Here is a 26,355-nt window from a genome sequence, read left to right on the forward strand (position 1 = left end):
CGCGCCGGGTTCCCCTCCGGTCGCGCGCGATCGGCGCGATAGGTTCGCGGTATGGGCAGCAGCGGAGCGCTTGGGACGACGTACCGCCTGACGCAGTACGCGCACGGCGGCGGGTGCGCCTGCAAGATCCCGCCCGGGGAGCTCGAAGAGGTCGTGGCCGGGCTCATCGACACCGATCGCCCGGACGACCTGCTGATCGGGCTGGACGACGGTGACGACGCCGCGGTCGTGCGGATCGAGGGTGACCGGGCGGTGGTGGCCACCGCCGACTTCTTCACTCCCGTCGTCGACGACCCGTACGACTGGGGGCGGATCGCGGCGGCGAACGCGCTGTCGGACGTCTACGCCGTCGGCGGCGCTCCCGTCGTCGCGGTGAACCTCCTCGGCTGGCCCCGGGACACGCTGCCGATGGACCTCGCACGCGAGGTGCTGCGCGGGGGACTCGACGTGGCGCGCGCGGCCGGGTGTCACGTCGCGGGAGGGCACAGCGTGGACGATCCCGAGCCGAAGTACGGGATGGCCGTCACGGGGCTGGCGCACCCCGAGCGGCTGCTGCGCCTGGACGCCGGGCGGCCCGGCACTCCCCTGTCCCTCACCAAGCCGCTCGGCGTCGGAGTGCTGAACACGCGGCACAAGGCGACGGGCGAGGTCTTCCCGCAGGCCGTCGCGGCGATGACCACACTGAACGCCGCTGCGTCACGGGCCGCGCTGGAGCGCGGCCACCGCTGCGCGACCGATGTCACCGGGTTCGGGCTTCTGGGGCACCTGTACAAGATGGCGCGGGCGAGCGGCGTCACCGCGGTGGTCGACTCCGCGGCCGTTCCCTACCTGGAGGGGGCACGCGACGCGGTGCGGGAGGGGTACGTCTCGGGAGGCACCCGACGCAATCTCGCCTGGGTGGCGCCGCACACGGACCTCGGCCGCGTGCCGGAGGAGGAGCGGCTGCTGCTGGCCGACGCCCAGACGTCCGGCGGCCTGCTCGTCGCCGGTGAGGTGCCGGGTGCGCCGGTGGTCGGCGAGCTCGTCGCCCGGCGTGACCATGCTCTGGTCGTCCGTTAGCACCCCCGTACGTCACGGACCCACCACCCCCCGTGCCCGGCCGAGTGTCCGGGCACGGCATCATGCCGCCTGTGAGCTCCGTGCACGGCACCGACGTGGAGTACGTCGCCGACCTCGCCGGGATCTTCGTGTTCGCGGTCACCGGCGCGCTGGTGGCCGTCCGTAAACGCTTCGACGTCGTCGGGATGGCGGTGCTCGCAGAGATCACCGCGCTGGGCGGCGGGGTGCTGCGCGACCTCGTCATCGGGGCCGTGCCCCCGGCGGCGTTCCGGGATCTGGGCTACACGGCCGTCCCGCTGGTGGCGACGGCGCTGACCGTCGTCTGGCATCCGCACCTGGAGCGCATCCGCCGGACGGTGCTGGTGCTCGACGCCGCCGGACTGGGGCTGTTCAGCGTGGTGGGCGCGATGAAGGCACTGACGTACGGGCTGGGGGCTCCGGCGGCGACGGCGCTGGGCGTGACGACGGCGATCGGCGGCGGCATCCTGCGCGACGTCCTGGCGCGGGAGGTGCCGAGCGTCCTGCACGATCGGCAGCTGTACATCGTCCCCGCCCTCCTGGGCGCGACGACCGCCACGATCGCGTACGGGCTGGGGGCGCGCGGTTATCTCGTGACTCTCGTCACCGCCGCGCTGGCGTTCGGGGTCCGGCTGCTGGCGATCCGGCTGCGGTGGCGCATGCCGCGGGCGCGCGGCCTCGAGGACCGCACGTGATCCGTTCCTGTCCGGCTTCGGTCAGACACGGATTAGTGGGATCCGGGAGCCGAAACCTAACGTCTTAGGTAAAGGCCGGTTTGCACAGCGGGCCGCAGACTAGTTGGCTAGTACATCTTTGTGGGGTTATGCGACGAGGGGCGGTTGTCCGTGCACGAATCACCTGAGGGCTACGGCCAGGGGCCGTACTCCAATCAACCGCCGGGTCAGGGCGGTTACCCTCCCCAGCAGCCGCCGTATCCCGGCCAGGGGTATCCGGGGCAGGGCCAGCAGCCCTATCCGGGTCAGGGGGGCTATCCCGGCGAGAGCCAGTCGCCGTACTACCCGAACGACCCGCAGCAGCCCTACGGCGGTGGCCAGCAGCCCCCGCCCGGCGGCCCGTGGGGTGGGGGCGGCGGCGGTTACGGCCCGTCGGAGCCGCCTGGTCCGGGAGGATGGGGCCCGCCGCCGGGGGCGCCGCGGAAGAACAACGGCCCGATCATCGTGGTGGCGATCGTGGCGGCGCTGGTCGTCCTCGGTGGCGGCATCGCGACCGTTGCGGCGCTGAGCAGCGACGACAAGCCGACGCGGCCGATCGCGAGCAGCACGTCGCCGCTGCCGACCGACTCGCCGACGGGGGGCTATCCCACGATCTCCCCGAGTCCGACCGACAGCAGCCCCTCGATCCCCTCCTCCTCGCCGTCGCTCGACGCGGCGGCGACGGCTCAGCCGGGCGACTGCGTCAGGAACACCGGTACGCAGTCGACTCCGCACCTGGTGGACGCGTCGTGTCACTCGGGCGCCTACAAGGTGCTCAAGCGGTACAGCGGCACGTCCGACTGGGACAAGTGCAAGGGTGTGACGGGCTACACGACGGCGTACCGCCGGCGCAACACGTACACCTTCCTGAGCTTCGTGCTCTGCATGAAGAGGCTCTGAGGCGCATTCGCGGCGGGGCGGCTCACGGCGTGGTGAGGCGTTCGCGCTGGGGCACGACCGTGTACTTCGGGTCCTCCGCCGAGGCGTGCCCGGCGTAGAGGACCGCGAAGCGCGTGCACAGCGCGCCTCCGGTGAGGGCCAGGCCGGCAACGACGCCGGCCACACGGCTCCGGCCCGCCGCGACGGCGCCGGCCGCCCCCGCGACGGTCAGCGCCCGCCCGGACCGCAGGAAGACGCCTGCGCGTCCGGCGCGGTACGGCTCGGAGACGAGGTCCGGCCGTTCCCGCAGGCCGACACCGCGTTCGAGGGCGCCGGCGGCGGCCAGTTCGAGGCCGGCGCCGATCAACGCCATCCGGCGCGCGGGTCCCGCGTCGCCGCGCGGCGTGGCGATCATGCCGATCGCGCCGCCGCTCGCCAGTGAGCTGCCGGTGAACAGCAGCGGCAGGTGACGGTAGGCCTCGTGCCAGGCGGGCACGGCCGTGTCGGCCAGCACGACGCCCGTGTAGGTGGCGACGAAGGGGCCGGTCACCGCGGCGGCCGCGCCCGCCGCACGGCCCAGCCCGGGAGCGATCCCGGTGACGGCGGAGGCCGCCGCCGCCATGGTGAACCCGCCCTGCCCGGCGAGGATCCACGAACCGACGCTCATCGGCGACGTCGGTTTGAACACGCGCAGCATGTTGAGGACGCGCTTTGGGCGGCCGAGCTCCGCGATGAGCAGCCCGGCGCCTCCCGCGACCGCCGCGGCGGCCGTGAGCCTGCCGGTCAGGGCCAGCCGGGGCCGTCCGGTGGCGTCGGCCAGCGCGGCCATCGTCGAACTGGCGCCCGACAGCCCGCCGAGGTAGAGGTAGCCGGGCATGTGCGGGGCCTTCCAGCGCGGCTTCTTCAGCACCGGGCGGCCGTAGTAGGAGCGGAACTCCGCGCGCGGGACCATGCGCTCCTCGCGTCCCGCGCCGCGTCCGCCGTCACGGCCCGGCCGCATCAGCGCCTCCCGAGGAACGACAGGGCCACTCCCCCGGCCAGGGCCAGGGCCGCGCCGCCGGCCCATCGCCACATCGCGGGCAGGTCGCGGGTGGTGACGACCGGGTCCGGCGGCAGACCGTACACCTCCGGCTCGTCGAGGAGCAGGAAGAACGCGCCCGCGCCGCCGACGCCGTCGCTGTCGTCCTCGCCGTACAGGCGCGCCTCCGTCACGCCCTCCTCGTGAAGCGTGTTCAGCCGGGCGGAGGCGCGTTCTCGCAGCTCGTCGAGGGGGCCGTACTGGATGGAGTCGGTCGGGCAGGCCTTGGCGCAGGCGGGTTCGAGTCCGTCGCCGATCCGGTCGTAGCACAGGGTGCACTTCCAGGCCCGGCCGTCGTCCTCGCGGCGGTCGATGACGCCGTACGGGCAGGCGGACACGCAGTAGGCACAGCCGTTACAGATGTCCTCCTGAACGACGACCGTGCCGAACTCGGTCCGGATCAGCGCGCCAGTGGGACAGACGTCGAGGCAGGCGGCGTGGGTGCAGTGCTTGCACACGTCCGAGGCCATGAGCCAGCGCGTGTCGACGCCGTCGCCGACCTGGTGCGGCCGGGTCTGCTCGACGAACGCGACGTGCCGCCAGGTGCTCGCGCCGAGCGCGCCGGTGTTGTCGTACGACATCCCGGTGAGCGCGAACCCGTCGTCGGGGACGGCGTTCCATTCCTTGCAGGCGACCTCGCACGCCTTGCACCCGATGCAGACCGAGGTGTCGGTGAAGAACCCCCGGCGCTCGGGCGGCTCGGTGTAGCCGGCGTCCTCGGCGACGTCCGGGAGCGGTCCGTACAGGCTGTTGCTCATGGTCAGTCCTCCGGGATCCCTGCCATGCGGCGGTAGCGGCGCACGAGGGCGCGCAGGGCCGGGCCCTGCGGGCGGCGTCCGGGCTGGACGTCGCAGGTGGCGACCTTGCTCTCCTGGATGTGGGTGTTGGCGTCCAGGACGATCGGCAGCAGGTCGTTGGCCGAGTCGCCGCGGACGATGCCGGCCGACCCCCAGTGGTACGGCAGCCCGATCTGGTGGATCACGCGACCCTGGATCCGCAGGGGCCTGACACGGTCGGTGACGAGGACGCGGGCCTCGATGGCGCTACGCGCGGAGATGATCGTCGCCCAGTCGCCGTGGACGAGGCCGCGCTCGGCGGCCAGCTCCGGCGACACCTCGCAGAACATCTCCGGTTGCAGCTCGGACAGGTACGGCAGGAAGCGGCTCATGCCGCCCGCCGTGTGCTGCTCGGTCAGCCGGTAGGTCGTGAAGACGTACGGGTAGACGTCGCCGCCGACGGGGTTGTAGCGGTTCCCCGGGCGCGGGTAGACCTGCCGGACGGGGTTGGCCTGCTGCCCGTACAGCAAGTTGGACACCGGCGACTCGTGCGGCTCGTAGTGCGCGGGCAGCGGCCCGTCGACCAGGCCGCGCGGCACGAACAGCCAGCCCTTGCCGTCGGTCTGCATGATGAACGGATCGGCTCCGCCGAGGGCGGCCTCGGCCGTGGCGTCCGGCGGAGGCTCGTACGACGGCGGCTTGGTCTTCTCGAAGTCGGGGACGTCGTGGCCGGTCCACTGCTCGCCGTCCCACCAGATGTAGGCCTTGCGCTCGCTCCACGGGCGGCCCTGCGGGTCGGCGGAGGCGCGGTTGTAGAGGATGCGGCGGTTGGACGGCCAGGCCCAGCCCCACTCGGGCGCCACCCAGGACTGTTCCGCGCCGGGCTTGCGGCGGGCGGTCTGGTTGACGCCGTCGGCGTAGCAGCCGGAGTAGATCCAGCAGCCGCAGGACGTCGAGCCGTCGTCCCTCAGTGCGGTGAACCCGGTCAGGGTCTCGCCGTCGGCGTCGTAGCCGTTGATCTCGCGCAGCACCGCCTCCGCGGACGGGTCGCGGTACGGCCCCTCCTCGGGGTAGTCCCACGTCAGGTCGAGGACGGGCCGGTCGACGGGATCGGTCGAACCGGCCAGCCGCTCGCGGATCCGCAGCCCGAGGTGGTACATGAACCACAGGTCGCTGCGGGCGTCGTCCGGCGGGTCGAGCGCCTTGTGGTGCCACTGCAGCAGCCGCTGGGTGTTGGTGAACGTCCCGTCCTTCTCCACGTGGGAGGCGGCGGGCAGGAAGAACACCTCGGTGCCGATCTCCTCGGCCGTCCGCTCGCCGGACTCGATCTCGGGGGACTCCTTCCAGAACATCGCGCTCTCGATGAGCTGCAGGTCCCGCACGACGAGCCAGTCGAGGGAGGCCAGCCCGAGTCGCTGCAACCGGCCGGCCGCCGAGCCCACGGCGGGGTTCTCCCCGAGGAGGAGGTAGCCCTTGACCTTGCCGTCGATCTGGTCGAGGACCGTCTGGTACGTGCCGTGGTCGCCGGTGAGGCGCGGCAGGTAGTCGAAGCAGAAGTCGTTCTCCGCGTGGGCGGCGTCGCCCCACCACGCCTTCAGAAGGCTGATCATGTAGGCGCGCTTGTGCCCCCAGAAGCCGGTGTCGCCGGCGGCCCGCTCGAGGTAGGAGTCGAGGTCCTCGTGGTGGTGGGCGTACGGCATCGGCAGATAGCCCGGCAGCAGGTTGAAGAGCGTCGGTATGTCGGTGGAGCCCTGGATGCTCGCGTGCCCGCGCAGCACGAGGATGCCGCCGCCGGGGCGCCCGATGTTGCCGAGCAGGAGCTGCAGAATCGCGGCGGTGCGGATGTACTGCACGCCGACGGTGTGCTGGGTCCAGCCCACGCTGTAGACCCAGGCGGTGGTGCGGTCGGGCCCGGAGTTCGCGACGACCGCGTCGGCCAGCTCGGCGAAGTCGTTCGGCGCGATGCCGCACACCTGCTCGACCATCTCCGGGGTGTAGCGCGCGAAGTGCCGCTTCAGCACCTGGTAGACGCAGCGGGGGTGGCTCAGGGTCTCGTCGCGGTGCTCGGCGGCGTACGCCCACGTCTCCGGGTCGTAGGACGAGGTCTCGGCGTCGAACCCGGAGAAGAGCCCGTCGAGGTCCTCGGTGTCCCGGAAGTTCTCGTTGAGGATCACCGACGCGTTGGTGTAGTGCAGGACGTACTCGCGGAAGTCGTGCCCGCCGCTCAGCATGTGGTTGATCAGCGCGCCGAGCAGGACGATGTCGCTGCCCGCGCGGATCGGCAGGTGGCGGTGGGCCATCGCGCTCGTGCGGGTGAACCTCGGGTCGACGTGGAAGATCCGCGCTCCGCGCGCCTTCGCCTCCATCACCCACTGGAACCCGACCGGATGGCACTCGGCCATGTTCGCGCCCTGAATGACGATGCAGTCGGAGTTCGCGAGGTCCTGCTGGAACGTCGTGGCGCCGCCGCGCCCGAAACTGGTCCCCAGACCGGGGACGGTGGCGGAGTGTCAAATACGCGCCTGGTTCTCGATCTGGATCGCCCCCAGCGCGGTCCAGAGCTTCTTGATGAGGTAGTTCTCCTCGTTGTCGAGCGTGGCGCCCCCGAGGCTGGCGAAGCCCATCGTGCGGCGCACCGGCTTGTCCTCGAAGGCGTCCTGCCAGCCGGCGCGGCGGGCCGCGATGACCCGGTCGGCGATCATGTCCATCGCCTCGTCGAGGCCGAGCGGTTCCCACTCGGTGGCGTACGGGCGGCGGTACAGGACCGTGGTCTGCCGAGTCGGCGAGGTGACGAGCTGCTTGCTGGCCGAACCCTTGGGGCAGAGCCGGCCGCGGGAGATCGGGGAGTTCGGGTCACCCTCGATCTGGACGACCTTCTCGTCCTTCACGTAGACCTTCTGCCCGCAGCCGACGGCACAGTAGGGGCAGACGGAGTCGGCGACCCGGTCGGCCGTCCGGGTGCGCGGCACCAGGGCGTCCGTGCGCCCGGAGCGGGCGGCCCGGCCGCGTCCCAGCGGGTCGGTGCCGGTGAGCTGGCGGATCACCGGCCAGGACTCGATGCCCACGTCTGCTGGTCAGCCTTCCCCCATCGAACGGCGTCCCGTGCCCACCCCTTTCCCCTTTCCCGGATTCTGAAGCCTCATGGGCCGCGACTTTCTCGCGGACGCGGACGCCGCCCGTGATCCGGTTCGGCACGCGGTACCGTCGGATCATGGGCCGAGTGACCGTGCGACGGCGGATCGCGCACATCGACGAACGCGGACGGCGGGCCATGCCCGACACGTTGGTCGTGGAGGAACCCCTCGAGATCCGCCTGGGAGGGCGTCCGCTGTCGGTCACCATGCGGACGCCGGGGAACGACTTCGATCTGATCACCGGGTTCCTGTACGCCGAGGGCGTCATCCGCGCGCCGGACGACGTCGCCGCGATGCGTTACTGCGCCGACACCGACACCTTCAACGTCGTCGACGTCACGCTGGCCGCGGAGGTGCGCCCGCCGGAGGTCTCGGTGGAGCGCTCCTTCTACACGACCAGCGCGTGCGGGGTGTGCGGCAAGACGAGCATCGACGCGATCCGGCAGCGGGCGTCGTACGACGTCCGGTCCGACGCGACCGTCCTCGACCCGGAGGTCCTGACCGCCCTGCCGGACACGCTGCGCCGGGCGCAACGGGTGTTCGAACGGACCGGCGGGCTGCACGCCGCCGGACTGTTCGACGCGAACGGGGCGCTCCTCACCCTCCGCGAGGACGTCGGGCGGCACAACGCGGTCGACAAGGTGATCGGCTGGGCGCTGAAGGACGGGCGGCTTCCGCTGACCGGTCATGTCCTCCTGGTCAGCGGCCGCGCGTCGTTCGAGCTGACCCAGAAGGCCCTGCTGGCCGGGATACCGGCGCTGGCGGCCGTGTCGGCGCCGTCCTCGCTCGCCGCCGAGCTGGCCGAGGAGGCCGGCATGACGCTCATCGGGTTCCTTCGCGGACGCTCGATGAACGTCTACGCGGGGGCCGATCGGATCAAGGACTGAGCGCAGGCCTACCGTGGACGCCATGCCCGACGACACGCGAACACGCCGGATCCGCGGCGACGGCGTCGACCTCGCCGTGTACGAACGCGGATCCGGGCCGACGGTGCTGCTCGTGCACGGCTACCCGGACACCCACGCGGTGTGGGACGGGGTCGCCGAGCGGCTGGCGGACCGCTTCCACGTCGTGGCGTACGACGTGCGGGGTGCGGGCGCCTCGTCGCGCCCCTCGCGGCGGGAGGCGTACGGGTTCGAGCACCTCCTCGCCGACATGAGCGCCGTGCTCGACGCCGTCTCCCCCGAGGCGCCGGTGCACCTGGTCGGCCACGACTGGGGTTCGATCCAGTCGTGGGAGGCCGTCCGCGCGATGCCCGGGCGGTTCGCCTCCTTCACCTCCATCTCCGGGCCCTGCCTGGACCACGCGTCGCACTGGTTCCGGACGCGCCTGCGGCGGCCCTCCGGCGTGCCGGCCGCCGTGCGGCAGCTGCTGCGGTCCTGGTACATCGCGGCCTTCCAGGTGCCGGTGGTTCCCGAGCTGGTGTGGAATCACCGGCTGGCCGGCCGCTGGGGCCGGCGCCTGGAGCGGGTGGAGGGTGTGCCGGCCGGCGGTGGTCACCCCGCTCCGACGCTGCGGCGGGACGCCGTCGCCGGGCTGAACCTCTACCGGGCGAACATGCTCGGCCGCGGCGGCACCGCGCGGCGGGCCGGCGTCTCTCCGGCGGTCACCGTGCCGACGCAGGTCATCGTGCCCACCCGGGACGCGTACGCGACCCCGGCGCTGGCGGCGGAGGCGCCTCGCCCGTTCACCGAGCACCTGCGCGTACGGCCGGTCGCCACGTCGCACTGGGGGCTCCTCGCCCGGCCGGACGAGATCGCGCGACTCATCGCCGACCACATCGATCAGACCTCCGCGCCCTGACGCACCCACGTCCGCACGAACGCGGGCGGACTCCCGCGCACGCCGACGCGCCCGCGACCCGCAGGACTTCGGGCCCAAGCCGCGCGTCTCGACGCGTCCCGAACCCGCGCCCAGGCCACCGCGTACGCCGGCGCGTCCCGGCCCACACGCAACGCACGCCCAGGCCACCGCGCACCCGGACGCCTCCCCGGCAGGCCCACACGAACGCATGTCCGGGCCGCCGCGCGTCCGGGCCCGGGCCTACACGAACACGGGCCGAGGCTGGTGGGCGCCGGCCGCCTCCCGGCAGGCCTCGGCGAGCCGGCGGGCGGCGTCCCGGAGCATCTCCGGCGGAAGCACGTAAGGCACGCGCACATGGTCGTCGAGGACGCCGTCGACGCCGAAGGCCGTCCCCGGCACGACGTGCAGGCCGTACCGGGCCGCCGTCGTCGCCAGCGCGGTGCTCGACGTCCCCGGCAGCCGCGCCCACAGCGACAGGCCGCCCGGCGGGACGGTGAACTCCCAGTCGGGACACTCGCGGCGCAGCGCGTCGACGAGGGCCGCGCGGTGCTCCCGCAGCGTGGCGCGCCGCTCGCCGGCCACCGCGTCCATGCGGCCGAGCAGCTCGGTGACGATCAGCTGCTCCAGCACCGGGCTGGCCTGGTCGACGGTCTCGCGCGCCTCTGCCAGTCGGCGGACGAGGGCCTGCGTCGCCCGGATCCACCCGATGCGCAGACCGCCCCACAGCACCTTCGACGCCGACCCGATGCTGATCACCCGCCCGTCGGTGTCGTGGGCGGCGAGCGGGCGCGGCCGGGCGACGTCGTCGACGGCCAGCTCGGTGAAGGTCTCGTCGGTGACGACGTACGCTCCGGTGGCCCGCGCCGCCGCGACCAAGGTGGCGCGGACGTCATCGCTCATGAGCAGGCCGGTGGGGTTCTGGAACTCGGGGATGAGATACGCCAGCCGGGCGGCGGACTGCCGCAGGGCGCTCGTGATGAGTTCGGCGTCCCAGCCGGCGTTGACGCCCGCGGGCACGAGGCGTGCTCCCGCGCGGCGCAGCGCGTTGAGGGCGTGCGGGTAGGCCGGCGACTCGACGAGCACCGGGTCGGCGGGACGGACGAACGCCTGGAACACGAGGCACAGGCCGTGTTGGGCCCCGGTCGTCACCAGGATCTGCTCCGGCAACGTTGGGACGCCCCGCGCGGTGTAGCGCGCGGCGACGGCCTCACGGAGCACTGGCAGCCCGAGCGGCTCGTAGCCGGGCCCGCGGGCGTAGCGCGGGAGCTCCGCCACGGCGGCGGCGACGTCGTCCTCGAAACCCCGCGGGGCGGGCGGCGAGACGCAGGCGAGGTCGATGAGCGTCCGGTCCTCGGCGAGACCGTGGCGCGCCGCCCCCGGGCTGCCGGCGGGCAGCGCCGTCCAGCTGCCCGCTCCCTGGCGGCTCTCGACGTATCCCTCGGCGCGCAGCGCGTCGTACGCGGAGGTCACCGTGGTGCGGCTCAGCCCCAGGGCGGCGGCGAGGTCGCGCTCGGCGGGCAACCGCGTGCGCAGCGGGAGACGACCGTCGAGCACGAGGCCTCGCAGGCTCCGGGCCAGCATCGCGTACAGGGGCCGGCCTTCCGGTGTGCCGCCGAGCAGGCGGGCGAGCCCGGTGGCATTGATCGCCCGAGATGTCATACGGCCACTTTTCCCGATTGGCCATTAATCGGCAAGCCACCTCCATGAGTGAATGGGCGACAGCCCGGGAGCGACGCCCCTGCATGGACGTTCGCCCCTGATCACGACGTTCGACGTCACGTACCTGATTCAGAGGAGACCCGTGATCGCCCGCCGATTGGCCCAGCTGTACGTCGGATTGGCCCTCTACGGTCTCGGGATCGCCCTTCAGGTGGTCTCAGGGCTCGGCAACGACCCCTGGGACGCCCTCCACCAGGGGCTCGCCCGCCAGACCGGCCTGTCGATCGGCACCTGGATCATCATCGCCGGCGTCGTCGTCATGGCCCTGTGGATCCCGCTCCGTCAACGGCCCGGCATCGGCACGATCAGCAACGCCGTCCTCGTCGGTGTGTTCGCCGACTTCTTCATCTGGGCGCTCCCCCACCCCGGCACCCTGGCCCTCCGCTGGGTCTACCTCGTCGCGGCGATCGTCGTCGGCGGCTTCGCCACCGGGTGCTACATCGGGGCGGGACTGGGGGCGGGGCCCCGCGACGGCCTGACCACCGGCCTGGCCGCGCGCGGCCACTCCATCCGCGTCGTGCGCACCGGCATCGAGCTGACGGTGCTCGTCGCCGGCTGGCTGCTGGGCGGCACCGTGGGCATCGGCACGCTCCTGTACGCGGTGACGATCGGCCCGCTCTCGCACGTCTTCATCCCCATGCTGGAGATCAGGCGGTCGCCGGAGCCGACGCCCGCGCCCAGTGCCCCCGCCGTCCCGGTCCCGGCCGAGGGCGGGAACACGCCCTGAGGCCGCCGTCCCGCTCCCCCGGGGACACGTGGTTCCGGTGCTGCCCGAAACAATCTGGCGGCACCGGCCGGCCGACCGCTGGCCAGGCCTCCAGCGGGCCGAAGGCGTACGGCCGGGCGACGGCCATCCCGCCCCCACGCTGCTCCGGGACGCCCACGCGAGCCTGTACCTGTACCGGGCGTACATGCTCGGCCGGGCCGGCCAGGGCACGGCTTTTCGGACGGAAATGTGATTCTTATTTAAGAATAAGCAGCACGACGGCCCGGGTGAGCGGATCGATCGGTATGTTCTCGGCGACCGAGTCGATCGCTCATTAAGGAGTACCGTGTTCTGGTATTCGAGTGACCCGGAGCCCGCCCGTCAACAGCCACGGCCGCCGCACTCTCGCCGTGTAGCCGGCGCGGTCGGAGCCGCTACCGCCCTCCTCGTCGTCACCTCGTGCTCATCGGGTACCGCCGTTTCCACCGGCTCGGACTCGTTCGCCCAGGCCATTTCTGCCAATGCGTCGGCGGTCCACGGCGCGCCGATCAAGAAGACCACCGCCGCGGCGAAAGCGTTCCTGGCGACCCTGGACGCCGAGCAGAAGAACACCGTGCTGTTCGACTGGACGGACCAGGAACAGAAGCAGCGCTGGTCCAACTTCCCCTATGGGGTGTTCCCCCGTGCCGGCCTGAAGTGGGGCGACCTGAGCACGACGCAGCAGAACGCCTGGCTGGCGATCATGAAGGCGTCGCTGAGTCACGAGGGCTACAAGCGCGTCCTCGCCGAGTGGAACGCCGATGACGCGAACGCCACCGAGACGGGCCAGTCGAACCTGTTCGGCAAGAAGTACTACTACATCGCCCTGATCGGGAACCCGTCGACGACCGGCCCGTGGATGTGGCAGTTCGGCGGCCACCACGTGACCGTGAACGCCGCCGTCACCGGCGGCCGGATCTCACTGACCCCGAGCTTCATCGGTGACCAGCCGGCGAGCTACACCGACGCCGGCGGCAAGACGGTGCGCCCCCTCGGGGACATCGAGGACCAGGCCTTCGCACTGGTCGGCTCCCTGGACACTGCCCAGAAGGAGAAGGCGGTCCTCGGCGACACGCCGATCGACCTGGTGCTCGGACCCGGCGAGGACGGCAAGACGATCGCGCCGGAGGGCCTGCGGCTCTCCGAGATGACCGCCCACCAGCGGGCGGCCGCGTTGAAGGTGATCCGCCACTACACCGGGCTGGTGGACGACGCCGACGCGGCGGCCCGGATGCGCGAGGTCAAGTCGGCCCTCCGCCGGACGTACTTCGCCTGGTACGGGCCGACCACCCCGGGCAGCGCGGCCTACTTCCGCTTCACCGGCCCGACGCTCGTGATCGAGTACTCACCGCAGGGCGCCGGTAGGCCCGGTGGCGGTGGGCCCGGTGGTGGTACGCCGAGCCCCACGCCGAGCGGTACCCCGAGTAGTCCCCCGCAGGATCAGGCCGGCACCCCCATCAACAACGCGACCACCGATCACATCCACGGCATCTACCGTGATCCCACCAACGAGTACGGGGACAAGTACGCCTCGTGAGGTTCGGTACGACGAGAGAGTGGCCCGCCCCCGCCGGGGCGGGTCCTCTCGCCCCGGCGTGGACCGGGACCACCGTTCGGTACGGCGATCGGCGCGGAGCGGGCGGAGCTCGTGTCGTGGACACGTGGCGACGGTGGGGCCTGTGGGCCTTCACCGCGCTGCTGGCCGCCATGGTGCCCGTCCTGCTCGCCACCCCGGCGGAGGCACATCCGACCGACGAGGTCGTGCAGCAGATCTATCTGACCCCGGCGCGGTCGGGGCTGACCGTGCAACTCGACCTCACGCCGGGGGTGCTGGTCGCACGGCAGTTCGTCCACGCGTTCGACACCGACGGGGACGGCACGCTGAGCCCAGCCGAGGTCGATGCGCATGTGGCAGCGGTGCGGTCCGCGATGACGGTCCGGGTCGACGGCAGGGACGTCGACCTGTCGATGACCGAACACCGCTACCCGTCCGCCGACGTGCTCGCCGCCGCTGGTGGCACGATCACCCTCGTGTGGACGGCCGACCTGCCCGCGGACGCGCACCAGGTGGCCGTCGGCGACCGCTACGCGCCCGTCGGCCGGGCAGCGGTGCAGATGGCCGTTCTCCTGGCTCGGGAGAAGGCGGTCACGCTCGGCCCTATCCGCCACGCCGATGGCGGTCGCACGATGACCGTCGCTCTGAACCCGGGCACCACCGCCGGGACGCCGGACACCTCTGCCTCCCCCGCCCCCACATCGGCTGGTTCATCGATGCTCGATGCCCTGCGTCGTCCGTTGACCTCGGTCTGGGCGCTGCTCGCACTGATCGGCGTGTGCGCCGCGCTCGGCGGACTCCACGCGTTGACGCCCGGCCACGGCAAGGCGCTGCTCGCCGCCTACCTCGTCGGCGACCGAGGCACACCGAGGCAGGCCGTCGCTCTCGGCACCATGATCACCTTCACCCACACCGCCACGGTCGTCGCCCTGGGGGGCGTGGTCCTCGCCGCCGGGCGGTACATCGTCCCCGGTGTCATCGTGCCGGTGCTGACAAGCGTGGCCGGCGCCGTGGTGCTCGTGCTCGGAATCCGCCTGGTGCGCCGGCGCTGGAGGAGCACCGGCGCCCACGACCACAGCCACGACCATCACCACGATCACGACCATCACCACGGCCCGGTCACGCGGCCGACCGGCCTGCGCGGCCTTGCGGCCATGGCGCTCTCGGCCGGGCTGATCCCGTGTCCCGAGGCGCTGAGCGTCCTGCTTCTCGCGATCGGACTCAACCGGACGGCGCTGGGCATGGTGATGATCGTCGCCTTCAGCGTCGGGCTGGCGACGGTACTTGTCGGACTGGGACTCCTTTTCGTCACCGCGGCGCCGGTCCTGTCACACTTCAGCGGTCGAGCTCCCGGGTGGCTCACCACACGTGTCCCGCTGTTCTCGGCCGTCGTGGTGGCGATCCTCGGCTGCGCGATGACCGCGACCGGACTCAGCGGCCTTCTCGCCTGAGGTGACACGTTCCTCGTCCTTCGTCCGGTCCACGCACCGTTGCGAGGGGCAGAGGAGACGTAGCCGACCTAAGTTAACGGTAAACAACCTTCTAAACGGGCATGTCTTGACGGTTGCGCCGTGACGCTGCCGCGCTACCGTACGACGGGGATCCGAGATACGAGGGGGTCGTGGTGCCCGGACGCATCGAGGACTACGCGCTCATCGGCGACCTGTTCAGCTGTGCCCTGGTGGGAAGGGACGGCTCCATCGACTGGCTGTGTCTGCCCCGGTTCGACTCCCCCGCGTGTTTCGCCGGGCTGCTCGGCACGCCCGACAACGGCCGGTGGCAGATCGCGCCGGTCTCCGGCGGCCGGGCGACGCGGCGACGCTACCGCGGCGACACGCTGATCCTGGAGACCGAGTGGGACACGCCCGACGGCACCGTCCGGGTGGTCGACTTCATGCCGGAACGCGGCGAGGCGGCCGACGTCGTCCGCATCATCGAGGGCGTGTCGGGCCGGGTGCCCATGCGCCTCGAGCTGAAGCTCCGGTTCGACTACGGGCGGGTCATCCCCTGGATGCGCCGCATCGGCGACCACCTCACCGGCACCGCCGGGCCCGACTCGGTGTGGCTGCGCAGTCCGATCGAGCTGGAGGGCCGCGACTTCGCCCACCGCGCGACGTTCGTGGTCTGTGAGGGCGACTCGCTGCCGTTCGTGTGCACCTGGCACCCCTCGCACCTGCCCGCGCCGCGCGACGTCGACCCGTACGAGGCCCTCGACGGCACCGAGCGCTTCTGGACCGGCTGGGCGCGGCAGTGCACCTACGACGGCCGGTACCGCGACGCGGTCGTGCGCTCGCTGGCCACGCTCAAGGCGCTCACCTACGAGCCCACCGGCGGGATGGTCGCGGCGGCGACCACCTCCCTGCCCGAGGACATCGGCGGCGTGCGCAACTGGGACTACCGCTTCTGCTGGCTACGCGACGCGACCATGACCCTCGAGGCCCTGCTGCGCAGCGGCTACCGCGACGAGGCGAAGGCCTGGCGGGCCTGGCTGATGCGCGCAGTGGCGGGCACCCCCGAGGATCTGCAGATCATGTACGGCGTGGCCGGCGAACGCCGGCTGGAGGAGTACGAGCTCGGCTGGCTGCCGGGGTACGAGGACTCCCGGCCGGTCCGCGTCGGCAACTCCGCGTCCAAGCAGCTGCAGCTCGACGTCTTCGGCGAGGTCGCCGACGCGCTGTTCCTGGCGCTGAACAGCGGAATCCAGCCCGAGCGGCACGCCTGGTCCCTGCAGCGCGCGCTGACGGGCTTCCTGGAGGAGCACTGGAGCGACCCGGATGAGGGGCTGTGGGAGGTCCGCGGGCCACGGCGGCAGTTCGTCCACTCGAAGGTCATGACGTGGGTCGCGGTCGACCGCGCCGTACGGATGATCGAGATGTTCGACCGCGAGGGACCGCTGGACAAGTGGCGGGCGCTGCGCGACGACATCCACCGCGAGGTGTGCGCGAAGGGGTTCGACTCCGACCGGGGCACGTTCACCCAGTCCTACGGGTCCAAGGAGCTGGACGCCGCCCTGCTGCTGATCCCCCGCGTCGGCTTCCTGCCCCCCGACGACCCGCGCGTCGTCGGCACGGTCGAGGCGATCCAGCGGGAGCTCACCGTCGACGGCTTCGTCCAGCGGTACCAGACCGGCGACGAGCAGCACGAGGTCGACGGCCTGCCGGGCCGCGAGGGCGCGTTCCTCGCCTGCAGCTTCTGGCTCGCTCACGCGCTGCGGCAGATCGGCCGGGCCGATGAGGCCCGCGAGCTGTTCGAACGCCTGCTGAGCCTGCGCAACGACGTGGGCCTGCTCGCCGAGGAGTACGACCCGCGCCTGCGCCGCCAGGTCGGCAACTTCCCGCAGGCGTTCAGCCACGTGCCCCTCGTCCTCACCGCCTACGACCTCGACGGCCACGACGGCCTCCGCAGCAGGCGCGCGACCTCCTGACCAACGCTCGCGGAGGACGGGATCGCCGAGGGTTCTCGTCGTTCCAGCGACCAACACTCTCGACGATCACGGCAGTGGGCTCTGTTAGGGAAGGCTGTCGAGGAAGCGGAGGAAGTCGGCGGGCAGGGCGAGACGGCCGCCCATGGTGCGGGTCTCCAGCAGGGTCAGGGTGCCGTTCCTACTCCAGAACAACTCGGGCGTGAGCGAGCCGGGCCCCTCGTCGTAGGCGTTGTGCGCGAAGGCGTGCAGTCGCTCCGCGGTGATCAGCGCGGTGTTCTTGCGGATCGCGCAGGCGGCGATCGCGCTCCTGGTGGGGGCGACGGCGAGGGCGCCGTACGGCCCGGGGTCGAGGTAGGCGTCCAGCCAGAGCAGGTGCGTGGCGGCGTAGAACGTCTGCCCCTCCAGCACCCGGATGCCGGTGTCGTCGATGACGTCGCACTCCAGCGGGCCGTCGGCGCGCACGCCCTCCCGCCCGACGGCGAACAGTTCGTCGGCCGTGACCGGCCACGTCATGGCGTCGTCGGTGACGATCGTGCGCACGGTCGTGGGGGTGTCGGCGACGATCGCCTCGATGAGCCCGGGCGCGAACGGCCGGCAGATGAGGCGGCCGGTGCGGGCCTCGGCCGGGTAGACACGAGCCCGCAGCAGCCCCCGCACCAGCGGGAAGTCGCGCAGGTCGAGCGGCTCCTCGATGGCGGTGATGATGGTGCCGACGTGGTCGGCCACCAGCGCGGGCCAGTCGTCGCGGGGCACCTGCCTGGCCAGTTGGCGCAGGTTGCGCATGCCGATGTGGAGGCGCTGCGGGCCGTCCAGGAGCATCGCGTCGTTCTGGACGGGGCGGCAGCCGTAGCCGTGGCTCTCGGCGACCAGCACGACGAGCGAGTCGAGTGCCTGGTCGTCTCCGCCGGCCGGTGCGGGCCGGTGGTCGCGGCGTTCGAAGGTCGTCATGGTGTCCCCCCCGCGAAGGCGCCCGGAGGTCCGGTGCGCCGCCCCCGGGCGTCCGGCGCACCCGGATGAAGTACGAGCGCGTCCGCGTCGAGCAGGACCGGAACGCCCAGCCGGATGGTGAGCTGCCGTGGGCCGTGCCCGACCGGTACGCCCGCGAGGATCGGCACGCCGAGCGGGCCGAGCCGGTCGGCGAACACCGCGTCGAGGTCGCCGCATCCGGTCCAGGTGCCGAGGACGACGCCCGTGACGCCGTCGAACCAGCCGGCCTGGCGGAGCTGAGTGAGCATGCGGTCGACGCGGTAGGGCGCCTCACGGACGTCCTCGAGGAAGGCGATGCGGCCGGCGGCCGGCTCCGGGGCGTACGGCGTGGCGAGCAGGGAGGTCAGCAGGGAGAGGTTCCCGCCGGTCAGGGCGCCGGTGGCGCGGCCGCCGCGCAGCGCGTGCGTGCCGGAGACGGGCGCTCCCCGGTCGAAGAGGCCCGCCCGCAGGTGGGCGACCGCCTCCGGCTCGCCGTCGGCGATCAGTGAGGCGACCATCGGGCCGAACGAGGTGGCCACTCCGAGCCGCCGTCCGAACGCGACGTGCAGGGCCGTGATGTCGCTGGATCCGTGCAGGAGCTTGGGGGTCGCGCGGCCGAGCGCGGTCCAGTCGAGATGGTCGAGGACCCGCGCGGCGCCGTACCCGCCGCGGGCGCACAGGACCGCCGCGATCCGCGGATCGCACCATGCCCGCTGCAGGTCGGCCGCGCGGTCGGCGTCGGCGCCGGCGAGATAGGGCAGGCCCGGAGCACTGTCCAGCGCGTGCTCGCCGAAGGTGACCTCGAGGCCGAGACCCCGCAGCACCTTGGCACCGCGCTCGAGGCGGTCGGGGTCGACCGGACCGCTGGGGGCGACGACGGCGACCCGATCCCCGGCATGAAGGGACGATGGCTGACCGCCCCCGGGGTCGCGCATCCGCCCCTCCTTGTTATGTGCTGCGTCAGAGCATGGCACCAACAACCCCCGCAGCGGAAGAGGTCAGGTGTCGCGCGCCCGAGCCTTCGACGTCGACTCGCTCCTGACACCGTGCGGTCAGAACCTCCCCGATCGGCTCGCGGATCACGCGGTCGGCCAGATGATCATACGGCGTCTCCCGCCTCCGCACGATCGCGAATCCGCCTCACGTCCGGCCGCCGGTCACTCCCCGGCCGCACCTTCCGGAAGGCCGGCGGTCCCGCCCTCGATCAGCCCGTCGAGGAGCTTGCGCAGCAGTTCGGTGAGCTGGTCGCGCTCGGCCGGACTCAGGTGTCCGATCAGGTCGTCCTCGTGCCGGAGCAGCCGTTCGACGCTGCCCTCGATCAGCCCGTGCCCGGCGTCGGTGAGTTCGACGCGGAGCGTACGGCCTCCGGGGCTGCGGACCGCGCGGACGGCCGGGCATGTCACCGGCCAGGTGATCCACGTCAACGGCGGCGCGCTCCTGGGCCGCTGACCGCGCCGTCGGCCGCCGGAGGGCCGTCATGCATGATCGGGGGATGCGATTCTCAGGACGTGTGGTGGTCGTGACCGGCGCGGGAGCGGGGATCGGGCAGGCGATCGCCCTGCGGTTCGGCGCGGAGGGCGCCCAGGTCGTCGTCGCCGACCTGGACGCCGCGAGCGCCGAGCGCACGGCCCGTGACATTCCCGGCGCCCGGGCGGTCGCCGTCGACGTGACCGACCGCGCGAGCGTCCGGGCCGCCCTGGCGGACACCCCCGTGGACGTCCTCGTCAACAACGCCGGAGGCGCGACCGACGCCTCGTTCGAGGAACTCTCCGACGAGTTCTGGGACCGGGACGTCGACCTGTGCCTGAAGGGCACGTTCCTGTGCACGCAGGCCGTCCTGCCGACGATGCTGCGGCGGGGTGGGGGCGCCATCGTCAACGTCGCCTCGGTCAACGGCATCGTCCACGTCGGCAACGAGGCCTACAGCGCGGCGAAGGCGGGCGTCCTCAGCCTCACCCGCAGCGTCGCGGTGCGCTACGGCCCGGCCGGGATCCGCTGCAACGCGGTCGCGCCCGGAACCATCCGCACCGGCAGCTGGGACGAGCGCGAACGGCGCAGCCCGGGCGTCCTCGACCGGGTCGCCGGCTGGTATCCCCTGCGCCGGGTCGGCGCCCCGGACGACGTCGCCGCCGCCGTCCTGTTCCTGGCCTCGGACGAGGCCGCCTGGATCAGCGGGGCGACGCTGCCCGTGGACGGCGGCCTGCTGGCGGGCAACCAGCGCATGACCGACGACATCATGGGCGACTGAGCTCCGGCTGCCACCGGGTTCGTCCGGGAGCGCCGCCGACGCCCCGGCCCGGGACCTGGCAGGGCGCTGTTCCACAATCGGAGGAGGAGCTCGCAGCCGCCCGCCGAGGCGGGCCTCAGCACGGGGAGGAGGCGCGCCCCCGCGCCGCGAGCGGGGCGCGCGGAGGGCCATGAAGCACTCGAGCAGACCGATCACCCGGCGGGACGCGATCCGCGCCGGCCTCACCGTCGCGGCGTTCGGACCGGCGTGCGCCGCCGTCGCCGGGACGCGAACGCCGTCCCCGAACCTGACGCCGGAGCAACAGGCCGGGCAACGCGTGATCTTCTCCTACTCGGGCCTGGCCGTGCCGGCCGCGCTGCTCGAGCAGATCCAGGCCGGCACGGCGGCGGGCGTCATCTTCTTCGCCGACAACGTGTCCGGCCTGGACCAGATCACCTCGGTCACCCGACGACTGCAGGCCGCGCGGCGGGCGGGCCCGGCACCGGCTCCGCTCCTGCTGATGACCGACCAGGAAGGCGGCAGGATACGGCGGTTGCCGGGCGGTCCCGTCGTCTCGCAGAAGGAGGTCGGCCTGGCGTCCGACCCCGCCGCGGCAGCGGCCCGAGCCGGTGAGGACGCCGGTCGGCTGCTCGCGGGCGTCGGCATGAACGTCAATCTCGCTCCGGTCCTGGACGTCCACCGCGCGGAGGGCGACTTCGCCGACCGGCTGGGGCGTTCGTACAGCACGGATCCGGCCGTCTGCGGGCGTCTGGGCGCCGCCTTCGTCACAGCACAGCAGCGGGCCGGGGTCGCGGCCACCGTCAAGCACTTCCCCGGGCTGGGCGCGGCCGGCGCGAGCGAGAACACCGACCTGAGGACCGTCACGCTCGATGTCCCCCAAGCCGTGTTGCGCAGCGTCGACGAACCGCCCTACGCTCCGGCCATCGCGGCGGGCGTCAGGCTCGTCATGCCGTCCTGGGCCGTCTACCCGGCGCTCGACCCGGCCCGGCCCGCCGGCCTGTCCCCGGCCGTCCTTGCCGAGGAGCTCCGTGGCCGGCTCGGATTCCGGGGCGTCACCGTGAGCGACGCCATCAACGCCGGGGCGCTGCGGGCGTTCGGCTCGTATCCGCAGCGGGCGGTCGCCGCGGCGCGGGCCGGCATGGACCTCATCCTCGTCTGTTCCCAGCGGGTCGCGGACGGGCAGGCGGTCGTCTCCGGCCTCGCCGAGGCCCTCCGCGGCGGACGGCTGGACCAGGGTGGGTTCGACGCCGCGCGGACCCGGGTCACGAACCTGCGCAACGGGTCCGGGTGAGTGCGCGCGGCGCGCGGCATTTGGATCATGTGCTTGCAGCAAAATCCATGTTCCTGGCACTACCATCCGATGTGTCCGTCAACCGGTCGTGGGCACGGCCGACGCATCCGGAGAGAGGCCCCATGAGTGGCGATCAGGGCGATGGCGACCTGACCGGGATGGCAGACTTATGGGACCCATGCGCACGACGTCCCCCCACATCCTGGTGGTCAACGGCACGAAGGTCCGTCGCCCGGTCTTCATCCTGGGCGCACCCCACTCGGGCACGGACCTCCTCGCGCGTGCCCTCAGGCGCTCCACCGCCTTCCACCTGACGATGGGACGCCCCGGTGTCGTCCGCACGGTGTACGCCTTCGCCCGGCGCCCCTCGATCGCCAGTGAACAAGGGCAGGGTGCGGCGCGGGTGCTCCGCGACGCGTACGCGCACACCTGGCAGGTCACCCGGGAGGGCTGTGGCGAGTGCCCGGCCGACTGCCGGGAGCTCGGCCGGGTGGGAGCCGACGGCACCTGCGCCGACCTGCGGGGCGTCCAGCGCTTCGCCGACGCCACCCCGGACCTGATCTACAGCACGGACGTGCTCCTGGACGCCTTCCCCGACGCGCAGCTGATCCAGATCATCCGGGACGGCCGGGACGCCGTCGCCGGGATGCTCACCGACGAACGCTGCCTGGCCTGGTTCCGGCCCGGTTTCGCCAACCTCGACGAGGTGTTCCCGAACCCCTTCTTCGGCGTGGAGGACGTCACCGAGCGCGTCCGCTGGCCGCGCGCCGGGGTGGCGGTCAAGTGCGCGCTGCGCTGGCGGGGGTCGATCCGGCTCAGCGCCCGGCTCCGGGCCCAGACTCCCGAGGAGCAGTTGCTCACGGTCCGCTACGAGGAGCTGGTGGCCCGGCCCCGGGAGGTCGTCTCCGCCGTGTCCGACTACCTCGGTCAGCGGATCTCCCGCACCGCGCTGTACGGCATCCACGACGGGGGCGTGGGCCGGTGGCAGGAGGAGCTGACGCCAAAGCAGGTCACCCAGGTGGAGAAGATCGCCGGGGCGGAGCTCAACCGTCTCGGATACCGGCTCAGCGACCGGTCATAGCCGTCGTCGCGCGCCCGCGTTCGGCGTACCGCCAGCCGATCGCCAGTCCGGCCGCGCCGCACCCGACGACGAGAGCGGTCATCCGCCTGACTCCGCGCCTGTTCTTCACCTAGTCCTCCGGAGGATGCCCCGGCCTTCAGGCCGGGGAGGAATCCGGACTCCGTCAGGAGCGGCCCGGCGTAGCCGGGACGGCCTGAGAACAGAGTCCGCCGACAATGACGATTCGCCGCCTGGTCCACACTCTCCCGAACGCGCGAAGGCGGCGTGGCCATGAGGATGCGCTCAGGTGAAGCCCCGCGGACGCACGTCCGCGGCCTCGGGAGGCCGCAGGTCCGGCCTCGGTGCGCCGGCGTCCCGGGCGTGCGGCGTGGGAAGGTCAGTCCCCGTCGGGGATGTCGCGCAGGACGTCGCCGCCCGAGCGTTCGATACCGTCACCGGACCTCAGGACGTTGTCGCCCGACCGGTCGATGTCGTCGCCGGACCGCTGGACACAGCGCACCGAGACGCCGTGGCCGGGCTCGTGGAGGGTGGCGCATCCGCTCTCGGGCCGCGCCGGTGGCCGCCGCGGGAGCGCCGGGACGTCGCGGGCGACCTTGTCCCTGACCCCCGGCGGCCCCGGCCGAGGCTCCCGGCCCGCGCGGCGGCCCGGCCCGGGGCTCACGTGGCGGGCGTCTGCCTGGGCGGTCCGGGGATGGGAGAGGTTCACGTCGTGATCCGCCGGCCCGGTGCCCTGGCGGCATCCGGCAAGCCCCAGCGCGGCTCCCAACACCGCGCCCGCCATGGCGAGCGAACGTCTCATCTCGTCCCCCCGATCCGCGTCCCGCTCAGGGACTGAAGTAGTGCTGCATCCGGGTGATCCGGCCCCGGCCGTCGAACCACAGCTCGAACATGTGCGAGCGGTCCAGGAGCGGGTGGAGCCGCTCCTGCAGCTTCACGAGCAGGGTGTGGAACTCCTCCGGAGTGAGCCGGATGCCGTGTACCCAGTCGGTGACGCCCTCGTTGGCGATCGGGGCCGACGCTCGGATCGCCGCGCCGGGCGCCAGCCGCAGCGCGAGGTAGTGCCCCACGTCCGCCGGATGGACCGTCTCCGGACCTCCGGGCTGCACCTTGCGGGCCAGCGCGAACAGCACGGTGTCCGCCGTCTGGCCCGCCTCGACCAGACCGAAGACGCGGGACCGGCCGGAGTACGCCTCGCCCGGGGCGACGCTCTCCGGAGACGCCGACGGGACGTCCGGTCCGGGCGGGCCGGTCCGCTCGCCGGCCCGCGCGCCGGTCAGCAGCAGGCCCCCGGCGCAGGCGATCGCCGCGATGACCGTCACCCAGTGTGCCCGTCTGGCATACGCAACGCTCACGTCGAGGATCTACCCTCGCCGCCATCGACTCATTCCTCCGCACTGACGGAGGGTCGGCGAATCATCACAATCGGTAAAGGCGGCGTGCCCTCGGCAGAGCATCGACGGTGACGGCGTCCGGAGGAGGAACCGATCACCTGCGGGGCCGCGGTGGGTCAGCGCTCGCGGCGTTCCCGGTCACCGGCGTTCTCGACGTCACGCGACGGAGTCTCGAGGACGGGACGTTCGAGTTCTTCGGCGACGAGCCGGCCGACCTGCCGGACCAGCTCGCTGATCGGCCAGATCTCGCGCGGCGGCGGGATGTGGGTGCGGACGCGCTCACCCGGCGTCGCCATGACCGTTCCCTTCGCTCGTGGACGGCTGCTCGATGAATCCGTCTACCCGGGAACGGCGGTTGTACGCCGGTGCACCCGCTCCCATACCGGTGCGGCCCGCCACTCGCGGGCCTGCCGGCCGTGCCGGAGAGCGTCTCAGTGCACCGCGTCGGGAACGTCCTGCCGGGCGAACTGGGTGTGGTAGAGCTCGCTGTACAGGCCGCCCTCGGCGAGCAGCTCGTCGTGCCGGCCCCGCTCGACGACGCGGCCGTCGTCGATCACGAGGATCTGGTCGGCCTCGCGGATCGTCGACAGCCGGTGCGCGATGACGATCGAGGTGCGTCCCGCCAGAGCGGTGCGCAGGGCACGCTGCACCGCCGCCTCGGACTCGGAGTCCAGATGGGCGGTGGCCTCGTCGAGCACCACGACCGAGGGGGCCTTCAGCAGCAGCCGGGCGAGGGCCAGGCGCTGTTTCTCCCCGCCGGACAGCCGGTAGCCCCGGTCTCCGACGACGGTGTCGAGGCCCTCGGGCATGCTGTCGACGAGATCCCAGATCTGCGCGGCACGCAGAGCCTCGGCGAGTCCCTCGTCGGTGGCCGTGGGCCGGGCGTACGCGAGGTTGGCGCGGATCGTGTCGTGGAACAGGTGCGCGTCCTGGGTGACCACGCCGACGGTGTCCCGCAGCGAATCGAGGGTCGTGTCCCGTACGTCCTGACCGCCGATGCGGACGACGCCGTCCGTCACGTCGTAGAGCCGGGACACGAGCTGGGTGATCGTCGTCTTGCCGGCCCCGGAGGGCCCGACGAGGGCGGTCATCGTCCCGGGCTCGACCCGGAAGTCCACCCCGTGCAGCACCTCGCGGCTCGGCGCGGTGTCGGTCCGGGCGATCGACTCCAGGGAGGCGAGCGAGACCTCCGCCGCGGCCGGGTAGCGGAAGGTCACGTCGTCGAACTCGATCGCCGGCGCGTCTCCGTCGGTCAGCGGATCGAGGTCCATCGGCAGGGAGGAGCCTGAAGGCAGGTCCGGACCGGTCGACGGGGCGGCGGTCGCGGGCAAAGGCCGCGCGCCCGGCCTCTCGTCGATCATGGGCTTGAGGTCGAGCACCTCGAAGACGCGGTCGAAGCTCACCAGCGCGGTCATCACGTCGACGTGCACGTTGGACAGCGCGGTCAGCGGGCCGTACATCCGGGTCAGCAGCGTGGCGAGCGCCACGAGGGTGCCCAGCTGGAAGCTGCCGTCCACGACGAGGGAGCCGCCGACGCCGTACACCATGGCGGTCGCCAGCGAGGCGACCAGCGTCAGGGCGGTGAAGAAGACCCGCCCGTACATGGCGGAGGTGATGCCGATGTCGCGCACCCGCCGCGCCCGGTCGGCGAAGCTCTCCGACTCCTCCTCGGGGCGGCCGTACAGCTTGGCGAGCATGGCACCGGCGACGTTGAACCGCTCGGTCATCAGCGAGCTCATCTCCGCGTCGAGCTGCATCTGCTCCCGGCTGATCTTCTGCAGCCGCCGCCCCACCCACTTGGCCGGGAAGATGAAGATCGGCAGCAGCACCAGGGCGACCAGCGTGACCTGCCACGACAGCACGAACATCGTGACCAGGACGAGGATCAGGCTGATCACGTTGGAGACGACCGAGGACAGGGTGGTGGTCAGGGCGCGCTGGGCGCCGATGACGTCGCTGTTGAGGCGGCTGACCAGTGAGCCGGTCTGGGCGCGCATGAAGAACGCGACCGGCATGCGCTGGACGTGGTCGAAGACCTGGGTGCGCAGGTCGTAGATGAGGCCCTCGCCGATGCGCGCGGAGTACCACCGCTGGCCGAGGCCGATCAGCGCCTCGACCAGGGCCAGCCCCGCGACGGCGGCGGCCAGCGTGACCACGATCCCGCTCCGGTGCGGCACGATCCCCCGGTCGATGATCGTCTTCAGCAGCAGGGGGTTGGCCACGACGATGACGGCGGCGACGGCGTTCAGTGCCAGGAAGAGCACGAGCTCCCGGATGTACGGGCGCGCGTAGCCGGCGATACGGCGAACCGTCCCGGCCGTGAGCCTCTCCTTGACCACCGACCTGTCGCGGCGGAACGACGCCATCATCATCCAGCCGTTGTCCGGCATGCCCACGGCGGCCCTCCCGACGGATTCAGGACGTAATCATGTAAGCGCTTCGGCGACAACGTACCGGACCGGCGGTTGATTCCCG

At 72.4% G+C, this 26,355-nt stretch carries 24 protein-coding genes; 13 read left to right on the forward strand and 11 right to left on the reverse strand.

Annotated features, from left to right (window positions below; all coding sequences use genetic code 11):
* The first annotated feature begins 51 nt into the window (after nucleotides 1-51).
* The 3 genes from selD (at nucleotide 52) to NE236_RS22995 (ending at nucleotide 2,690) form a co-directional block, all read left to right on the forward strand.
* Nucleotides 52-1,059, forward strand: coding sequence for a selenide, water dikinase SelD (selD, locus tag NE236_RS22985; protein ID WP_252844130.1), 1,008 nt, complete (start codon nucleotides 52-54; stop codon nucleotides 1,057-1,059).
* Nucleotides 1,060-1,130: 71 nt separating this feature from the next.
* Complete coding sequence (locus NE236_RS22990; RefSeq protein WP_252844131.1) at nucleotides 1,131-1,772, forward strand: trimeric intracellular cation channel family protein; 642 nt, start codon at nucleotides 1,131-1,133, stop codon at nucleotides 1,770-1,772.
* A gap of 150 nt (nucleotides 1,773-1,922) precedes the next feature.
* Nucleotides 1,923-2,690, forward strand: coding sequence for an LppU/SCO3897 family protein (locus tag NE236_RS22995; RefSeq protein ID WP_252844132.1), 768 nt, complete (start codon nucleotides 1,923-1,925; stop codon nucleotides 2,688-2,690).
* 22 nt (nucleotides 2,691-2,712) lie between these two features.
* Here the strand turns inward: NE236_RS22995 and nrfD are convergent, their stop codons facing one another.
* Genes nrfD through fdnG form a run of 3 tightly spaced genes read right to left on the reverse strand, consistent with a single transcriptional unit; the run spans nucleotide 2,713 to nucleotide 7,588 of the window.
* Nucleotides 2,713-3,669: an NrfD/PsrC family molybdoenzyme membrane anchor subunit gene (gene nrfD / locus NE236_RS23000; RefSeq protein WP_252844133.1), complete on the reverse strand. Its 957-nt coding sequence runs from the start codon at nucleotides 3,667-3,669 to the stop codon at nucleotides 2,713-2,715.
* Nucleotides 3,669-4,505 carry a 4Fe-4S dicluster domain-containing protein gene (locus NE236_RS23005; RefSeq protein WP_252844134.1) on the reverse strand — a complete coding sequence of 279 codons (837 nt, stop codon included), beginning with the start codon at nucleotides 4,503-4,505 and terminating at the stop codon, nucleotides 3,669-3,671. Before NE236_RS23005 ends, nrfD begins: the two co-directional genes overlap by 1 nt.
* A gap of 2 nt (nucleotides 4,506-4,507) precedes the next feature.
* Nucleotides 4,508-7,588, reverse strand: coding sequence for a formate dehydrogenase-N subunit alpha (gene fdnG, locus NE236_RS23010; RefSeq protein ID WP_252844135.1), 3,081 nt, complete (start codon nucleotides 7,586-7,588; stop codon nucleotides 4,508-4,510).
* 146 nt (nucleotides 7,589-7,734) lie between these two features.
* Here fdnG and fdhD point away from each other — a divergent pair, with 146 nt between their 5' ends.
* Nucleotides 7,735-8,544 (forward strand): formate dehydrogenase accessory sulfurtransferase FdhD, encoded by an 810-nt coding sequence (gene fdhD, locus NE236_RS23015; protein ID WP_252844136.1) that lies wholly within the window; start codon nucleotides 7,735-7,737, stop codon nucleotides 8,542-8,544.
* A gap of 22 nt (nucleotides 8,545-8,566) precedes the next feature.
* Complete coding sequence (locus NE236_RS23020) at nucleotides 8,567-9,460, forward strand: alpha/beta fold hydrolase (protein WP_252844137.1); 894 nt, start codon at nucleotides 8,567-8,569, stop codon at nucleotides 9,458-9,460.
* 240 nt (nucleotides 9,461-9,700) lie between these two features.
* Here NE236_RS23020 and yczR read toward each other — a convergent pair whose 3' ends face one another.
* Complete coding sequence (yczR, locus tag NE236_RS23025; RefSeq protein ID WP_252844138.1) at nucleotides 9,701-11,119, reverse strand: MocR-like transcription factor YczR; 1,419 nt, start codon at nucleotides 11,117-11,119, stop codon at nucleotides 9,701-9,703.
* A 142-nt stretch (nucleotides 11,120-11,261) separates the two neighbouring features.
* Between yczR and yczE the strand changes: the two genes are divergently transcribed.
* The 5 genes from yczE (at nucleotide 11,262) to NE236_RS23050 (ending at nucleotide 16,903) form a co-directional block, all read left to right on the forward strand.
* The gene (yczE, locus tag NE236_RS23030; protein ID WP_308209142.1) at nucleotides 11,262-11,906 is read left to right on the forward strand and encodes a membrane protein YczE; all 645 of its coding nucleotides are present in this window, start codon (nucleotides 11,262-11,264) and stop codon (nucleotides 11,904-11,906) included.
* Nucleotides 11,907-11,943: 37 nt separating this feature from the next.
* Nucleotides 11,944-12,138, forward strand: coding sequence for a hypothetical protein (locus NE236_RS23035; protein WP_252844139.1), 195 nt, complete (start codon nucleotides 11,944-11,946; stop codon nucleotides 12,136-12,138).
* 93 nt (nucleotides 12,139-12,231) lie between these two features.
* On the forward strand, nucleotides 12,232-13,461 hold the full coding sequence (locus NE236_RS23040; RefSeq protein ID WP_252844140.1) for a DUF3500 domain-containing protein: 1,230 nt from the start codon (nucleotides 12,232-12,234) through the stop codon (nucleotides 13,459-13,461).
* A 116-nt stretch (nucleotides 13,462-13,577) separates the two neighbouring features.
* A complete protein-coding gene (locus NE236_RS44585) occupies nucleotides 13,578-14,930 on the forward strand; it encodes a nickel/cobalt transporter (protein WP_252844141.1) in 1,353 nt (450 codons plus the stop codon).
* 173 nt (nucleotides 14,931-15,103) lie between these two features.
* Nucleotides 15,104-16,903, forward strand: a complete 1,800-nt coding sequence (locus tag NE236_RS23050) for a glycoside hydrolase family 15 protein (protein WP_252844142.1) — start codon at nucleotides 15,104-15,106, stop codon at nucleotides 16,901-16,903.
* An 84-nt stretch (nucleotides 16,904-16,987) separates the two neighbouring features.
* Here NE236_RS23050 and NE236_RS23055 read toward each other — a convergent pair whose 3' ends face one another.
* The 3 genes from NE236_RS23055 to NE236_RS23065 all read right to left on the reverse strand — a co-directional run bounded on the left by NE236_RS23055 (nucleotide 16,988) and on the right by NE236_RS23065 (nucleotide 19,293).
* The gene (locus NE236_RS23055; protein ID WP_252844143.1) at nucleotides 16,988-17,851 is read right to left on the reverse strand and encodes a hypothetical protein; all 864 of its coding nucleotides are present in this window, start codon (nucleotides 17,849-17,851) and stop codon (nucleotides 16,988-16,990) included.
* Nucleotides 17,848-18,804 (reverse strand): S66 peptidase family protein, encoded by a 957-nt coding sequence (locus NE236_RS23060; RefSeq protein WP_252844144.1) that lies wholly within the window; start codon nucleotides 18,802-18,804, stop codon nucleotides 17,848-17,850. Before NE236_RS23060 ends, NE236_RS23055 begins: the two co-directional genes overlap by 4 nt.
* A gap of 222 nt (nucleotides 18,805-19,026) precedes the next feature.
* Entirely contained in the window at nucleotides 19,027-19,293 is a 267-nt protein-coding gene (locus tag NE236_RS23065) for a winged helix DNA-binding protein (protein ID WP_252844145.1), read from the reverse strand.
* Nucleotides 19,294-19,361: 68 nt separating this feature from the next.
* Between NE236_RS23065 and NE236_RS23070 the strand changes: the two genes are divergently transcribed.
* The 3 genes from NE236_RS23070 to NE236_RS23080 all read left to right on the forward strand — a co-directional run bounded on the left by NE236_RS23070 (nucleotide 19,362) and on the right by NE236_RS23080 (nucleotide 22,489).
* A complete protein-coding gene (locus NE236_RS23070; protein WP_252844146.1) occupies nucleotides 19,362-20,117 on the forward strand; it encodes an SDR family NAD(P)-dependent oxidoreductase in 756 nt (251 codons plus the stop codon).
* Between the two features lie 169 nt (nucleotides 20,118-20,286).
* Complete coding sequence (locus tag NE236_RS23075) at nucleotides 20,287-21,408, forward strand: glycoside hydrolase family 3 N-terminal domain-containing protein (protein ID WP_252844148.1); 1,122 nt, start codon at nucleotides 20,287-20,289, stop codon at nucleotides 21,406-21,408.
* Between the two features lie 178 nt (nucleotides 21,409-21,586).
* The gene (locus tag NE236_RS23080) at nucleotides 21,587-22,489 is read left to right on the forward strand and encodes a sulfotransferase family protein (protein WP_252844149.1); all 903 of its coding nucleotides are present in this window, start codon (nucleotides 21,587-21,589) and stop codon (nucleotides 22,487-22,489) included.
* Nucleotides 22,490-22,865: 376 nt separating this feature from the next.
* Here the strand turns inward: NE236_RS23080 and NE236_RS23085 are convergent, their stop codons facing one another.
* The 4 genes from NE236_RS23085 to NE236_RS23100 form a co-directional block, all read right to left on the reverse strand.
* Nucleotides 22,866-23,288, reverse strand: a complete 423-nt coding sequence (locus tag NE236_RS23085) for a hypothetical protein (protein WP_252844150.1) — start codon at nucleotides 23,286-23,288, stop codon at nucleotides 22,866-22,868.
* A gap of 25 nt (nucleotides 23,289-23,313) precedes the next feature.
* Nucleotides 23,314-23,841, reverse strand: coding sequence for a hypothetical protein (locus NE236_RS23090; RefSeq protein ID WP_252844151.1), 528 nt, complete (start codon nucleotides 23,839-23,841; stop codon nucleotides 23,314-23,316).
* Nucleotides 23,842-23,996: 155 nt separating this feature from the next.
* Nucleotides 23,997-24,176, reverse strand: a complete 180-nt coding sequence (locus NE236_RS23095; protein WP_252844152.1) for a hypothetical protein — start codon at nucleotides 24,174-24,176, stop codon at nucleotides 23,997-23,999.
* A gap of 135 nt (nucleotides 24,177-24,311) precedes the next feature.
* A complete protein-coding gene (locus NE236_RS23100; protein WP_252844269.1) occupies nucleotides 24,312-26,270 on the reverse strand; it encodes an ABC transporter ATP-binding protein in 1,959 nt (652 codons plus the stop codon).
* Nucleotides 26,271-26,355: the final 85 nt, after the last annotated feature.

Origin of the sequence: Actinoallomurus purpureus (assembly GCF_024055795.1) — a bacterium.
GTDB lineage: Bacteria > Actinomycetota > Actinomycetes > Streptosporangiales > Streptosporangiaceae > Actinoallomurus > Actinoallomurus purpureus.